Origin of the sequence: Aestuariispira ectoiniformans (genome assembly GCF_025136295.1) — a bacterium.
GTDB classification, from domain to species: Bacteria; Pseudomonadota; Alphaproteobacteria; order UBA8366; family Aestuariispiraceae; genus Aestuariispira_A; species Aestuariispira_A ectoiniformans.
The window spans coordinates 2,807,148-2,821,745 of record NZ_CP062788.1; the positions used below are offsets into that span (position 1 = coordinate 2,807,148).

A 14,598-nucleotide genomic window follows, 5' to 3' on the forward strand; every position below is an offset into this window, starting at 1 on the left:
AGGCAAATTGCCTCCAACGGTTTAGGCAGGTAATACTGACAAAATACTGTCAGGATAAGCTGGTTGGAGATTTCAAAAGATGCGGCGTGCTGATCGGTTGTTTGAGATCATACAGATTCTCAGACGCCGGCGATCCATTACGACTGCTCAGCAATTGGCTGAGGAATTGGAAGTTTCTGTACGCACGGTATACCGGGATATCGCCGCGCTGCAGGCACAGCGTGTGCCAATCGAAGGTGAGGCAGGTGTTGGATATGTTTTCCGGGAGGGGTTCGATCTTCCACCCTTGATGTTCAACGAAGAGGAAATCGAGTCTTTGGTGCTTGGGGCCCGCATAACTGAAACCTGGGCTGACCCGGAACTGGCGCGGGCCGCCCGCGATGTGCTGGCAAAGGTCGCTGCAGTTCTGCCACCACACCTTCGGCCGCAAATTATGAGTATGGGGCTTGCGGCACCGACAAGCGCCAGTCAGGTTCCGGTGGACGTGGACCTGGCCAGGGTACGCCGCTGCATCAGGGAAAAAAAGAAAATTGCACTGAGCTATTGCGATGAGAAGGGGGACCCCAGTGAAAGGATCATTTGGCCTTTGACGCTGGCCTTTTTTGGACCCGTCTGGAATATCATTGGCTGGTGCGAATTACGTAATGATTTCCGGGCCTTCCGGCCTGACCGCATGATAAAGGCTGAATTTCTTGACGCCTATTTCCCGGACCAGCCCGGGCGGCGTCTCGTTGACTATCTGAAACGCATGGGAATGCAGCCGAAAGATCTATAAGCGTGAATGGCAAGTGGCGGAATCTTCACGGCCAATGGCGACCCTGGCGGTAGAACGCGTCCATTTTCCGCTTTATGCTGTGCTTCTCTTGAATGTCAAAAGGGAAGGGTGACATGGAAGACCTTGAGGTCAGGCCATTCGGTCTGGAGGACGTTCCGAATCTATTGGAATTAATGAAGGGGCTGGCAACCTTTGAGGGATATATCAATCAGTTTCAGGTCACTGAGGATGCTTTGATTGAGCGGGGCCTGGGAGATAATCCCCAGTTTGAGGCTCTTGTTGCTACGCATCCCGATTCACAAGACCTACTGGGCATGACCGTTCTCTACACAATCCCTTACAATTATGACCTTCGCCCATCACTGGTTATGAAGGAACTTTTTGTCGCCGCAGAAGCCCGCGGTATGGGCGTTGGCCAGTCTTTGTTTAAAGCGGTTGTAAAACGCGCACAGCAACTGGATTGCCCACGGATTTTATGGACAGTTCTACAGACAAATGAGCCCGCCATGCATTTCTATCGTCAGCAGGGTGCAGGGCCGGATGAGGTGTGGGAAGGGTGGCTTCTCAAGGAAGAGAACTTTGCGGAAGCTCTTTGCTGATATGGCTATTCCTCACCCATTTCCCGCAGGGTCTGTTTCACAAACTGCCAACGTGCCTCCATTTCCTCAAGGCTCTGGTCCTTCAAATGCTGTCCCTCTGTTTCAAAGCTGTTCTCCATTGCCTTGAAACGTCTGGTGAATTTTGCATTTGCCTTGCGAAGGGAAACTTCCGGGTCGATGTCCAGATGACGTGCAAGATTGGCCATGCAGAAAAGCAGGTCACCCAATTCATCCTCTAGACGAGCCCGTGGGGCCTTGATCGCGATCTCATGGCGCAATTCGCCGATTTCTTCCTCAATCTTGGCAAAGATATCATCGGTCTTTTGCCAGTCAAATTTGACCCGGGCTGCCCGTTTGGTGAGCTTTTCAGCGCGTAACAGGGCAGGGAGGCTCTGTGCGACGCCATCCAGGGCACTGGAATCCTGTCCCTTTTCCCGCCGTTCGGCTGCCTTTGTTTCCTCCCAACTGACGCGCACGGCCTCGGGGTTATCTGCATCTTGGTCGCCAAATACATGGGGGTGGCGTCTGATCATCTTGTTTGCAATGGCATCCGCCACGTCATCGAAAGTGAAATGATTTTCTTCTTCGGCCATGCGGGCATGGAAGACCACCTGCAGCAACAGGTCACCCAGTTCGTCACGAAGCTCTGCCATGTCGCCATGCTCGATCGCATCTGCGACTTCATAGGCTTCTTCGATAGTGTATGGTGCGATCGTCTCAAAATTCTGTTCCAGATCCCAAGGACAACCGCCGTCGGGGTTGCGAAGTTGGGCCATGATGTCGATAAGACGATCAGTATTCCGGGACATGAAAGACTCTCATTGCTGGGTGAGGTAAAAAAGCCCGCGCAGCCTACAAACCTTGCACGCATCATGCAATGGTCAGGGCAGGGCACATTTCTATCAGGTGAACCTCTTGAAGGTGTTTTAACGCTAACTTTTATTGTTAGTCCGTCCAATCCCTACCTTTTGCCATGGCGCGCTCACGGGCGCTTGGATTAACCGAAGGTCGGAAAGGAACGTCGCAAACCTCTGCCTTGACGGCCTTTCCCGATGCATCCGAATAGGCTTCAGGCAACTCAACCTTGAGTGCTGTACCGACCTTCGCAAATGTTGGCGGAACATATCCTAATGCGATATTGATATTGAGTTCAGGTGACCACCAGGGGGACGTTACGTAGCCAATCCGGTGGCTATCGTTGTCTTGGATAAGCCAGAAGTCCGGAGCGTAGTCAGTGATGGGTTTTCCGCCAAGCTTGAGGCCCACCAGCTTCTGCTTGAATGGATAACGGCCAGCGTCAATTTCCGCCCGTTGTGCTTCTAGTGACGCTTTGCCAATATAGTCCGCTTTCTTTTTTCGGGGCACCTGATAGGCAAGATTAACCTGAAAGGGTGATGTTTCTATATCCATATCCTGGCCCCAAGAGAGGATACCAGCCGCAATACGGCGATGGTGTGCAGGCGCAATGACGCGCAACCCGTAGCGCGCGCCGATCCCTCTGATGGTGTACCACACGCTCTCGGCATGCAATGTGGCATTCCTGGGATAGACCTCATAACCTTTCTCACCACTAAAGCCGGTTTGGCTAATGATGACGGACGCATCGCCGATTGTGGCTTCCATCATGCCATAGTAGGGAATATCGCGAATATGTTCGCCGACAAGATCCACCATTAATTCTTCGGAAAGCGGCCCCTGGATTTGCAGGGGCGCCACATCAATCTCGGTAATATCGACGTCCCATCTGCGTCCCACATTTACCCCCTGTAGCCAGAGCAACAGGTCGGAATCGGATACTGAAAACCAGAACTCATCCTTCGAAAGGCGGAGTAGAACCGGATCGTTAAGAATGCCGCCGTTCTCATTGCAAAGAATACAATATTTCCCATGCATTGGTTCGATTTTGGTAGCGTCACGGGTAATGACAAAATCCACAAATGCCTCTGCATCCGGGCCATTGACCTGGATTTGCCGTTCCACCGATACATTCCACAGAGTAACGCGATTGACGAGGGCATCATACTCGGCCATCGCACCACCGTTCTCAGGGCGCACATATCCGCGCGGGTGATACATTCGATTGTAAACAGTCGCACGCCAGGCACCGGCCTCAATTGATAGGTGCCAGAAAGGGGACTTTCGGACCCGGGTTGAAATCAGCATCTCAACTGGTGTTGGACCGGATTGTCGCAAATTATAAGGGACTATTCGATCGGACTGGTCGACGCTTGGGACATTTGGATGAATATATGTTGGTGCGGTTGAGTTCTGCTCATTCATGGGAATGTTCTCCTCAAAAGCAGCTTTAGGTCACGTGCTCCTAGTCAAATCGACAACCTCATTAAATAAAAGGTGACCATAAGGGACGCAGAGTTCAACCCCTCCTATTTAAACACATTAACACCATAATGTATATTATGGAAAATATTGTCATGGATACAACAGCGTTGTTGCGGATACGTTAGCCACGGCTTACGTCTACACAACAAATGAACTGCGAGGTTTGGCCATTATGTTTAGTCATGTAACAGTCGGCTCGAATAATCTTGAACGGGCTGAAATATTCTATGATGCACTTTTGACGCCTTTAGGCCTGGTTCAACGCCCAGTAACACCTGACGGCGGTCCAAAGTCACGTTGTTGGATTATACCTGAACGGTCGTTACCTCGGTTTTATGTCTATGAGCCTTACGACCGGAAGCCAGCATCGGCTGCGAATGGCGGCATGGTCGCGTTTGAAGCCCCCTCAATCGATGCCGTGAATGCGGCCTATGCTGCGGCTATTGATGCGCGCGGCGCTTGCGCCGGCCCCCCGGGGCCACGTCCACATTATGGTGACGGATACTATGGAGCCTATTTAAAAGATCCGGACGGTAACAAGGTCCATATCGTCTATCGCGGTGATATACGCGATTAATAGATTCCCTATATATCCAGAACCAGTCCGTCATAGGCCGGTTCGACATGATCTGGAAGCTCCTTGCAGAGCGTCTGGTAGTCCATGCGCGTGTTCATATGCGTAATGATCGCATGACGCGGCCGCACCCGGTTGATCCAATTAAGTGTCTTGTCCAGATGCGCATGGGTGCTGTGTTCGTCCAACTGCAATGCATCGACGATCCAGGTCTCAATTCCATGCAGAACATAGAACGCGTCCTCGCTGAGTTCGACGACATCTGTTGAGTAAGCAAAATTTCCAATACGAAAGCCCAGCGAGATCGAATGTCCGTGGTCCTGGATGAATGGAATGATCTTTATTCCTTTGATCTCAAAAGGATCATTGATGATATGCGGTGTCAGAACCGGCTTGTAGAAATAGCGCCCGGCCTTTGGATCCAAGGGCGTAAAACAATATTCGAACCGGTGCTTGAGGTCTGAAAGTGTTTCGACGTCGCCGTAGACAGGGATTTCCGATTTCATCGCATGGCACAGCCAGCGCAGGTCATCAATGCCGTGGCAATGGTCCGCATGGGCATGCGTGAACAAAACAGCATCAAGATGGCGGACATTGGCGTCCAGCAACTGTTCCCGACAATCCGGTGACGTGTCGATGAGGATCGTCACGTCATCGACTTCCACAAGAATTGACGCCCGGCGCCGCCGGTTGCGCGGTTCATCGGGATCGCAATCCCCCCAGCCAATCCCGACTTGGGGAACGCCGCCAGAGGTTCCACAGCCCAGAACCGTCACTTTCATGGCCTAGTCCTTTGAAGGAGCTGTCGCTTTAGAGAACAGCCGGAAGAAATTCTGTGTTGTCGCTTCGGCAAGCTGAACCTGGGAAATTCCCTGCAGTTCAGCCACTTTATCGGCCGTATGAATGACATAGGACGGCTCATTCACTTTGCCACGGTTGGGAACCGGTGCAAGATATGGAGCATCGGTCTCAACCAGGATTTTATCCAATGGCAAGTGCATGACAGTGTCCTGGATGTCTTTGGCAGACTTGAAGGTTACAATCCCGGAAAGAGAAATACTGAACCCGATTTCCATAGATTTTTCAGCCAGTTCCCGGCTTGATGTGAAGCAGTGAATGAGGCCGGGAAATGCACCTTTTGAATATTCTTCATGAAGAATTTCGATCGTGTCCACTTCAGCTTCCCGGGTATGAACAATCAAAGGAAGCTGCGTTGCACGGGCTGCCTCGATATGCGCGCGGAAACTTGTTTTCTGCTTTTCCCGCGGGCTGTGCTCATAAAAATAGTCCAGCCCTGTTTCCCCGATGCCGACCACTTTCGGATGCTGCGCCAGTTCAATCAGCTGTTCCGCGGTTACATCCGGTTCGTTTTCCGCTTCATGGGGATGGACGCCGACCGTGCAAAACACATTGTCGAAACGCTCAGCAATATTGCGAATCTTGTCGAACTGACTGACCTTTGTCGAGATCGTTACAAGCGTCCCAACACCTGCGTCGCCAGCACGGGTAACAAGCTCGTCCAGGTCTTCGCCTTTGTCTTCCAGGTAGTCGAGATGGCAGTGGCTGTCGACCAGCATCAAGCCCCCTCACCTTCTTCCGGCGCGACAAAGCGCGGAAAAATACCTGCCGGTTTCGTCAGTTCCGTATTGGAAGCGAGCGCCTTATCCATGGATTCAAAGCTTCTGTCATCTTCAGGGATTTGAAGCAGGTCGAGCATCTTGGAGCAGGATTCAGGCATAACCGGCAGACAAATCAGCGCCAACCGGCGGATCGTGTCCGCCAGGACATAAAGCACTGTTTCCATGCGGGCAAAATCAGTTTTGCGCAGCGCCCAGGGTGCCTGGGCGTCAACGTAGCGGTTGGCATCACTGATAACGGCCCAGATGCATTCAAGGGCACGATGGAACGCCTGATTATCCATATGACCGCGAACTGTTGGAAGCATCGCTTTTGCGGCATCCAGCAAGGCTTGGTCTTCTTCGGTGAACGTACCTGGTTCTGGAATGCGTTTGTCGCAGTTCTTGTAGACCATGCTCAAAACGCGCTGGCACAAGTTACCAATGTCATTGGCCAGATCGTTATTCATGCGGCTGACCATCGCATTGTGGGAGAAGTCACCGTCATTGCCGAACGGCACTTCGCGCAGCAGGAAGTAACGCACCTGATCAAGGCCGTATTCGTCCACCAATTGCAGCGGATCAATGACATTGCCAACGGATTTGGAAATCTTCTGTCCCTCATTGGTCCACCAGCCATGGGCAAAAACACGGCCCGTGACGGGCAGGTCTGCCGCCATCAGGAACGCAGGCCAGTATACCGCGTGGAAACGCAGGATATCCTTGCCAACCATATGAAGGTCAGCAGGCCAGAATTTCTTGAAGCTTTCGCATTCCTGGTCCGGATAACCGACGGCTGTCAGATAGTTTGTCAGCGCGTCCAACCAGACATACATGATGTGGTCATCGTCATTGGGAACCGGCACGCCCCATTTGAAAGTCGTCCGTGAGACCGATAGGTCCTTCAGCCCGCCTTTGACAAAGCTGATGACCTCGTTTCTGCGGCTTTCCGGTTTGATGAACCCCGGATTGTCTTCATAGAACTGCAGCAGACGGTCCTGCCAGGCCGACAGGCGGAAGAAATAGCTGGGCTCTTCCACCCAGTCGACTTCCGCGCCACTGGGGGCGATCAGTTTGCCGTCCGGGCCTTTGGTTAATTCGGTTTCGGTGTAGAAGGCCTCGTCACGCACCGCATACCAGCCTTCATAGGCGCCAAGGTAAATGTCGCCCTTCTCCACCAGTTTGTTCCACAGAGCCTGTGTCGCCTTTTTATGGCGTTCTTCGGTCGTGCGGATGAAATCGTCATTGCTGTAATTCATCCGTGCCGCAAGATCGCGGAAATTCTGGCTGACAGCATTGGTGAACTCGATCGGGGCAACGCCTGCTTTTTCTGCGGCTTTTTCAACTTTCTGGCCATGTTCGTCCGTACCGGTCAGAAAGTGAACGTCGAAGCCATCCATTCGCTTGAAGCGTGCCAGCACATCACAGGCCAGGGTCGTGTAGGCATGACCAATATGCGGTTTGTCATTCACGTAATAAATCGGCGTTGTGATGTAATAGCTGTTCCGGCCCGACATGCGCGTTCTTTCCGTCATTTATAATCATTTCATTGAAGACGCTTTTTTAACGCCGTTGCAGCGCAGTTTCCAGAGACAAAAACGCGCTGACGACGACTTGGCGCCGATCCAGATTGGACGGACTTTCCGTTTTCCAAAGAAGGTCCATCAAGTTCTGCCGGATATCCATCCATTTGGCAATGCCAGCCTGTGCGGCACAGGCATCAAAAGCTGCGGTTTCTTCCATAATGATCGGCTGAGGATGCTGCTGTGTTGCCAGCGCCCTGATCATACGCTCCAGCCACCAGCCCGTCAGATTGCGGAAAACCGTATAGCTCTCCTTTGCTTCCTTCCGGGCAAAAGTTTCACCAAGGCCGTGAATTTTCTCAAGTGAAAGTGAGCCAGGAGAGGCAAACAGGGAAATGACGATCTGGAATAAACTGAGGCCACCCTGGTCGGCCAGTTCGATTGCTTTTCCGATACTGCCTTCGGAAAGCCGTGCAATCGCCTGGCATTCTTCCGGAGACAATTCAGCGAAACGGTTTTGCAGCGCCTCAATCACGGTGTCTTCCGGCAGAGCCTTCAGGGTCAGCTTGCGACAACGGGACCGAATTGTTGGCAACAGACGGCCCGGGGCATGGGAGACCATAAGGAAAACAGCCCGTTCCGGCGGCTCTTCCAGTACTTTCAACAAGGCATTGGCCGCATTGCGGTTCATATCGTCGATGGCATCCACGATAACCACGCGCCATTCGCTCTCTGCCGGTGTCAGTCGAACAAATTCAGATGCCTTCCGAGCGATATCAACCGGAATATCATTTTCAGCAATTTTGTTGTTTTTGGGATTCAGCATCCCTTTTTCAATAACCATGAAGTCGCTATGACCGCCAGCATTCATCCGACGAACAATGCCGCTGTCCATATCAACGTCAAGGCTATCCGGGCTGTCGCCAAACAAGCCGCCGCCCTGTCCCCCTCCCGTCAGGATGAAGCGGGCAAAACGATAGGCCAGGGTCGCCTTCCCCACGCCCTTGGGACCACAAATAAGCCAGGCGTGATGCAACCGTCCTGAATTCCAGCTATCCAGTAGTGTCTTTTCCGCTTCCGGATGACCGGCAAATTGGCGGCTATGTCTAGGGTCCTGCGGCGTTTGTTCAGTGGCGTCTTCGGTCATGGTGGTTATTTTGCCAATAGATTGAATTTTTGGGCAACCGCCGTCCATACCGCATGTGCGACCTCTTCAATTCCGGCATTGGCATCAATTGTCGTAAACCTTTCGGGTTCACGACCAGCCATCTCTTCGAAGCCTGCCCGCATACGTTCGTGAAAAGCGATTTCCATTTCCTCGTAGCGGGTTTCATCACCATCGCGCCCCTGCGTGCGCGCCAATCCTTCAGCAACAGGAAGATCGAGGAGAATTGTCATATCCGGCGTGAAATCACCCAGAACAAGTTTATGGAGTTGCTGCACGGCTTCCCGGCCCAGCTCATGCCCGTATCCCTGGTAGGCCATTGTTGAATCGGCAAAACGGTCGCAGATCACCCAGGTGTTTTTTGCCAATGCGGGTTTTATTACGCGCTCCACATGATCGCGTCGTGCCGCATAAAGCAAGAGAAGTTCTGTCATGGCGTCCCAGCGCCCGGGGTCTCCGGTCACCAGGAGCTTGCGAATTTCTTCGGCACCCGCCGATCCTCCGGGCTCCCTGGTTTTGAGAACCCTGATTCCGGCCTTTTCCAGGTGCTCTGTTAAAAAGGCGATTTGGGTGCTTTTGCCGGCACCCTCACCGCCTTCAAAACTAATAAACCGACCTTGGGCCATATGTTTAGTTTTCACCCCAGACGAGGTAATTCAAAGCAGCAGACAAACGGCCCATCATACCGAGTTTAGTTGCTTCTTCCGCCGCATAGATCGGAACGGTTTTCGGTTCCATTTCCGGCGCTTCGATAACGATTTTCCCGATAGCTGTGTCCTTCGCAACAGGGGCCGGCAGCGGGGTGTTGTATTGGACCTTTACTTTCAGGTCGTCACGGTTTTCACGGCGCATGGTCAATGTCAGGTCGTCATGAACAACGGCCGGAATAGACGCCTGTTCACCCAACCAAACCGGGACGTCGACCACTTTTTGACCTGCCTGGAACAGCTGATAGCGATTCCATTCCCTGAAGCCCCAGGTCAGCAAGCGTTCGCCCTCAAGGGCGCGTTCCTTCATGGAGCCCATGCCGTTTGCAACCAGTACCAGGCGGCGGCCATCTCGTATGGCCGAAGCGGTCAGACCAAAGCCGGATAGTTCCGTGTGGCCCGTTTTCAGGCCGTCGGCTCCTTCAAACTCCCCCTGGATCAGAGGGTTTCGGTTCCCCTGCGTAATACCGCTGTAGGTAAAGGATTTCTCGGAAAAGAAATGATAATATTCCGGGAAGTTCCTGATGATCGCCGTGGCGAGGGTCGCAAGGTCACGCGCCGTCGTGTAATGCTCTTCATCAGGCCAGCCGCTGGCATTCTTGAACTGGGTATGAAGCATGCCAATTTCATGTGCTTTCGCCGTCATATCGCGTGCAAACGCCTCTTCGCTACCCGAAAGGCCTTCTGCGGCAACAATGGTGGCATCGTTGCCCGACTGAATAATGATCCCGCGCAGCAGGTCTTCAATACGAACGCGTTTGCCGACTTCGACAAACATTTTGGATCCGCCCTTTTTCCAGGCCTTTTTGCTGACCGGGAAGGTGTCGTCCAAAGACAATGTGCCGTTCTTTAGCTGCTCAAAGAGCATATAGGCAGTCATCATCTTGGTCATTGATGCGGGATACATCCGTTCATCCGCATTGATATTCAGCAACTCGGCGCCAGTGTCGTAATCTAACAAAATGACCTGTTTGGCTTTTGTTTCGATTGTGGCTGCCTGTGCAGTCGCAACAATCGACGCGGCGACAAGGGCAATGGTAATAGCGAGGCGGGTTAAGAGACGAATTGGCATTTCTGCTTTCACATCATGATAATTAGGGTGGTCAGTCGGCACGCTTTGTCCGGCGATTTAATCGCATTACAAGGCCGATGTAAAATGGCAGCTTCTGTTTTAAAAAAAAGACAGTCAACTGTTTCGGTCGGTGAACCGCTATCCAACAGCTCCAATAGACAACGGTCTGCACTTCTTATGGATTGAATGTGCAGAAAATGAGGCATTCCTGATTTTTAATTCAGAACGACGATACGGGCATCCGGATATCCGGCCGCAATAATCGCTTCGTGATGTTTGTCGGCCTCTTCAACCTTTGAAAACGGGCCGACGCGCACACGAAACAATGGCCGTTCCGCCTTGTTGATCTGTTCGATTAGCGTGGGCCCCAACACCGACAAGCGCGCTTTGGTTTTTACAGCGTTGGTATAGTTGGAAAAGGCACCGGCCTGCACGAAAATCTGCGGATTTGACGGGACAGCAACAACGGACACGTCCGAAGCATTCTGTGGCACGGCCAGCGGTTCCTGCGTAACATTGAACGCGCCGCTGTCGTCGTTGGATGCCACTTCGATTTTCTTGTCAGGGTCCTGCGGTGTTGCCTCCTTGACACCCGGCGGGGGTGCCAGCGATTCGGATTTTACCACGATGCTGGGCGATGCTTCCGGCAGTGGCGGCTGATCGGAGGCAACGGTTGTCCTCCCATTCATTGCCGCGACCAACTCGCGACTTTCCTTTTCCAGGACTTCAACCCGCACCAGGGCAGTTCCCTTCCGCTGATAGCCCAACAATTGGGCCGCCCGTTTGGAAAGGTCGATGATTCGGCTGTGTGCATAAGGGCCGCGGTCATTGACGATGACTTTCAGGGAACGGCCATTTTCCAAATTGGTAACACGAACTACAGAAGGCAACGGCAGCGTACGATGTGCCGCCGAGACCTTGTTCATATCGAAAACTGCACCATTGGCCGTCCGCTTCCCATGGAAATTCGGCCCGTACCAGGAAGCTATCCCCTGCTCGACATAGCTATAATCCTCTTTAGGATAATACCATGTCCCTTTGATTTTATAGGGTTTTCCGACCTTATATTTCAGGCCGCGGTTGCCATGCTCGGAATGACCGGCGGAGCCGTCCTTGGGAAGGATTTCCTTGCTGGCTTGGGACAAGAACTGAACTTCCGCGCAACCTGACAAGGTGATTGCGAAGAGACAGGCACCAGCAATAGCCGCTTTACTTTTCATTTTTCCCAAGCCCAATTTTCGCTCACTTCCTATTTAATACGAACAACTACTCTTATTGAACGGCCTTTTGCAACTGCTCGATTAGTGAGATCGTTGCATATCCGTCCGCAGGCAGCCCTGTTGCCCGTTGATAATCTTTAATTGCCCCACGTGTCCGGGACCCCATGATCCCGTCGGGTTTACCCACGTCATATCCCAATTCATTCAGTGCGGTCTGCATCTCAATGACCTTGGTGCGGCTGATAGCTTTGTCATTGGCCGGACGTTTTACACTGATCGCCGGTTTTCCGGCTATACGGTCCGCCAGATGACCAACCGCGATTGCATAGTAAATCGAACGGTTCCAAACCATGATCTTGTTGAAGTTATTGTAGACCAGGAAGGCAGGCCCCTTGTAACCGGCGGGCAAAACGAGGGATGCCTTCATCCCGGCCACGATGGGCAGGTTGCCGCCATCTGCACGGCGCACGCCCATTTTCTGCCATTCAGACAAGGAATGCCGGATATCAAGATCCACCAGGTCGAGATCAAACCCCTTGGGAAGCCGGACCTCCCTTCCCCAGGTTTCGTCCCGCTTCCAGCCAACGCTCGACAGATAGTTGGACGCCGATTCCATCACGTCCGGCAGGCTGCCCCAGATGTCGATTTTCTTGTCGCCATCTCCGTCCTTCGCATAGCGAACAAAGGTCGATGGCATGAATTGGGTCTGCCCCATTGCGCCGGCCCAGGAACCTTCCATCCGGTCCAAGGTAATGTGCTTATGATCCAGGATTGTCAGGGCATTCATCAGCTCCGCGCGGAAAAAGTCGCTGCGGCGAGGATCATGCGCCAATGTCGCAAGAGCACCAATTACCGGGAAACCACCGGTGTGGTCTCCAAAATTGGTCTCCAGCCCCCAGAAAGCGACCAGAAAACGCCCTTGAACACCGTTGCGGGCGTATACATCCCGGAATAGATCCGCGTGTTGCCGAAGCAACTTCCGCCCCCGTTCAATACGGTCGGGGGAAACGGCACGGCCGATGTAGTCCCAGAAAGTGCGCGTGAATTCGGGCTGGCGCTTGTCCAGTTCCAAGACACGGTCAATCGGCTTCAGATTGGCCAAGGCCTCATCAAGAGTTTGATTGGAAACGCCTTTTTGTGAAGCCTCAGTACGCACAGTCTGCAGCCAGGCCTGAAATTCCTGTGCCGCCATGTCGGCGTTTTGCTGAGCCTGAGTTGCCGTGGGAAATGCCAAGCTGCCGATAACAGCCGAAAGCAAGGCGAAACGCCGAACCATGGTCACTACTTCCTGTTAAGTATAAAGACTGGATTTCAGGAAGTATTAAAAACTGATTCTGTACACGACCGCAATCCTTCCCGCCGCCTAAATACGGTGACATTTTTGTATTCGTACGAGGACAAATTGTGGCGGGATATGACCGTACAGTCAGTTTCGGTACTTTTTGATGACTGCGGTTATCACTGCAATCGAAAGAACCGCTGTGACAGCGGCAGAGGTCATCGGCATTGTGACCAGTAGGAACCCCAAGCCCACAACGGCAACACCAACAATAACCAGCCCCAGAACCGCAAGGACAACCATCGCGACAAAGCCCAGCGAGTAGTCCCTGACGTGTGAACGTTTACGCGTTTTTCCTTGAGACACGGGTATGCACCTGGAGGTATTTCATCGCCCGCCTGTATCACAAATTAAGGCAGCGATTTCATGAATTGGTCGAGCAGATGTTTCTAAGCCATTATTATAGCTGAATATGCTCTGCTGCCCCAAAAGGGCAATGGCGGATGGGGTGGGATTCGAACCCACGAGACGGTCTCCCGCCTGCCGGTTTTCAAGACCGGTGCCTTCAACCACTCGGCCACCCATCCGCAAGTCACTGTGGTGTGCCGCCCTAATAGCAAGTGACATTGCTCCTTACAAGACTGAAGCATCCATCTTCCATTCTTTTCCTCGCCGCAATGAGGTTATACGCAAGCTAGAAAGAAAATTACGTTGGATTGTCTCCAATTCTCCTAAGCGTATCGCAGGGTTTCTGTTATTTTCTGGCCTTTGGCCTCTGAACCGGAAGTGTAAATGTCAGTGAAACTGGGATTTGATGACATCTCTATTCGCCAGGATGAATGGCACCTTGTTCAGCAAGACCGTGATTCTTTTTTGCAGGAATTGACCGCCAAGCGTCATCGGGATGCCTATCAATACTGGCTGACACGGTCTCCCGACAACAGGCTACCCGCACGCGAGGACCTGGATCCGGTCGATATTCACAAGCTGTTGCCGTGGATCAACCTGGTTGATGTGGTGCGCGAGAAGGGTAATGTGAGATTAAGGCAGAGGCTGATTGGTACCGGACTGGTTCAACGTTTTGGCAGGGATGCCACCGGAGCTTGGTTTGACGACATCTATCACCCCGATTACCTGCAGGACCACTGCCATTTGATTCGTGAAGTCGCGGAAACAGGTTTGCCCAGCCTTACGCGTATCCGTTATCCCGACCAGGAAAAAAGGCATGTTATCTACACACGCCTTATGTTGCCCCTTGCCTCGGACCATAAAACCACTGACATGATCATGCAGGTCATGGTTTTTGATTAGTCACCACCCCCGGCAATAGGGCAGCACAAAAATCGGAACGACATATGTCGTTCCGACCACATCCAACAAACAATATTGTTGCTTAGATTATTTGTGACGGAAGGTAATGCGCCCCTTCGTCAGGTCGTAAGGCGTCATTTCCACATCAACTTTGTCGCCGACCATAACGCGAATACGGAATTTTCGCATCTTACCGGCAGTATGAGCAATAATCTCGTGGCCGTTATCCAACTCAACGCGGAACATTGCGTTAGGCAGCTTTTCGATGACGGTTCCTTGGAACTCGATCAGATCTTCTTTTGCCATGAACTTTTCTAGTTTCCTCAACAATCTGGTTCGGTGCACAAAGGCATTTTGCGGGCCCAAGTGCGAAACGATGCCATGGTATGGTGCAAAATCCCCGGAAATTCAAGTAGG

At 52.4% G+C, this 14,598-nt stretch carries 15 protein-coding genes and 1 tRNA gene; 4 read left to right on the top strand and 12 right to left on the bottom strand.

From position 1 onward, the window contains the following. The first annotated feature begins 79 nt into the window (after positions 1 to 79). Positions 80 to 775, top strand: a complete 696-nt coding sequence (locus IF205_RS13100) for a helix-turn-helix transcriptional regulator (RefSeq protein WP_259779810.1) — start codon at positions 80 to 82, stop codon at positions 773 to 775. Between the two features lie 113 nt (positions 776 to 888). Beyond that, positions 889 to 1,374 (top strand): GNAT family N-acetyltransferase, encoded by a 486-nt coding sequence (locus tag IF205_RS13105; RefSeq protein ID WP_259779811.1) that lies wholly within the window; start codon positions 889 to 891, stop codon positions 1,372 to 1,374. 5 nt (positions 1,375 to 1,379) lie between these two features. On the opposite strand, the gene mazG is transcribed toward IF205_RS13105, so the two are convergent. Both mazG and IF205_RS13115 read right to left on the bottom strand, forming a co-directional pair. Further along, a complete protein-coding gene (mazG, locus tag IF205_RS13110) occupies positions 1,380 to 2,183 on the bottom strand; it encodes a nucleoside triphosphate pyrophosphohydrolase (RefSeq protein WP_259779812.1) in 804 nt (267 codons plus the stop codon). Between the two features lie 136 nt (positions 2,184 to 2,319). Then, entirely contained in the window at positions 2,320 to 3,654 is a 1,335-nt protein-coding gene (locus IF205_RS13115) for a glycine cleavage T C-terminal barrel domain-containing protein (RefSeq protein WP_259779813.1), read from the bottom strand. A gap of 232 nt (positions 3,655 to 3,886) precedes the next feature. Between IF205_RS13115 and IF205_RS13120 the strand changes: the two genes are divergently transcribed. Then, positions 3,887 to 4,291 carry a VOC family protein gene (locus IF205_RS13120; protein ID WP_259779814.1) on the top strand — a complete coding sequence of 135 codons (405 nt, stop codon included), beginning with the start codon at positions 3,887 to 3,889 and terminating at the stop codon, positions 4,289 to 4,291. 8 nt (positions 4,292 to 4,299) lie between these two features. Here the strand turns inward: IF205_RS13120 and IF205_RS13125 are convergent, their stop codons facing one another. The 9 genes from IF205_RS13125 to IF205_RS13165 form a co-directional block, all read right to left on the bottom strand. Then, positions 4,300 to 5,070 carry an MBL fold metallo-hydrolase gene (locus tag IF205_RS13125; RefSeq protein ID WP_259779815.1) on the bottom strand — a complete coding sequence of 257 codons (771 nt, stop codon included), beginning with the start codon at positions 5,068 to 5,070 and terminating at the stop codon, positions 4,300 to 4,302. A gap of 3 nt (positions 5,071 to 5,073) precedes the next feature. After that, positions 5,074 to 5,865 carry a TatD family hydrolase gene (locus tag IF205_RS13130; protein ID WP_259779816.1) on the bottom strand — a complete coding sequence of 264 codons (792 nt, stop codon included), beginning with the start codon at positions 5,863 to 5,865 and terminating at the stop codon, positions 5,074 to 5,076. Then, a complete protein-coding gene (metG, locus tag IF205_RS13135; protein WP_259783284.1) occupies positions 5,865 to 7,421 on the bottom strand; it encodes a methionine--tRNA ligase in 1,557 nt (518 codons plus the stop codon). The genes IF205_RS13130 and metG overlap by 1 nt, the downstream gene beginning before the upstream one ends. A 46-nt stretch (positions 7,422 to 7,467) precedes the next feature. Further along, on the bottom strand, positions 7,468 to 8,574 hold the full coding sequence (locus IF205_RS13140; protein WP_259779817.1) for a DNA polymerase III subunit delta': 1,107 nt from the start codon (positions 8,572 to 8,574) through the stop codon (positions 7,468 to 7,470). 5 nt (positions 8,575 to 8,579) lie between these two features. Then, on the bottom strand, positions 8,580 to 9,218 hold the full coding sequence (gene tmk / locus IF205_RS13145; RefSeq protein ID WP_259779818.1) for a dTMP kinase: 639 nt from the start codon (positions 9,216 to 9,218) through the stop codon (positions 8,580 to 8,582). A 4-nt stretch (positions 9,219 to 9,222) separates the two neighbouring features. Further along, entirely contained in the window at positions 9,223 to 10,371 is a 1,149-nt protein-coding gene (locus tag IF205_RS13150; RefSeq protein WP_259779819.1) for a D-alanyl-D-alanine carboxypeptidase family protein, read from the bottom strand. 215 nt (positions 10,372 to 10,586) lie between these two features. After that, entirely contained in the window at positions 10,587 to 11,591 is a 1,005-nt protein-coding gene (locus IF205_RS13155) for a septal ring lytic transglycosylase RlpA family protein (protein WP_259779820.1), read from the bottom strand. A gap of 52 nt (positions 11,592 to 11,643) precedes the next feature. Continuing rightward, positions 11,644 to 12,867: a lytic murein transglycosylase gene (locus tag IF205_RS13160; protein ID WP_259779821.1), complete on the bottom strand. Its 1,224-nt coding sequence runs from the start codon at positions 12,865 to 12,867 to the stop codon at positions 11,644 to 11,646. A 500-nt stretch (positions 12,868 to 13,367) separates the two neighbouring features. Next, positions 13,368 to 13,457 (bottom strand) — tRNA-Ser (locus IF205_RS13165). 205 nt (positions 13,458 to 13,662) lie between these two features. Here IF205_RS13165 and IF205_RS13170 point away from each other — a divergent pair. Further along, positions 13,663 to 14,181, top strand: a complete 519-nt coding sequence (locus IF205_RS13170; RefSeq protein WP_259779822.1) for a PAS domain-containing protein — start codon at positions 13,663 to 13,665, stop codon at positions 14,179 to 14,181. 87 nt (positions 14,182 to 14,268) lie between these two features. Here IF205_RS13170 and infA read toward each other — a convergent pair whose 3' ends face one another. After that, positions 14,269 to 14,487, bottom strand: a complete 219-nt coding sequence (gene infA, locus IF205_RS13175; RefSeq protein ID WP_259779823.1) for a translation initiation factor IF-1 — start codon at positions 14,485 to 14,487, stop codon at positions 14,269 to 14,271. Positions 14,488 to 14,598 lie beyond the last annotated feature (111 nt).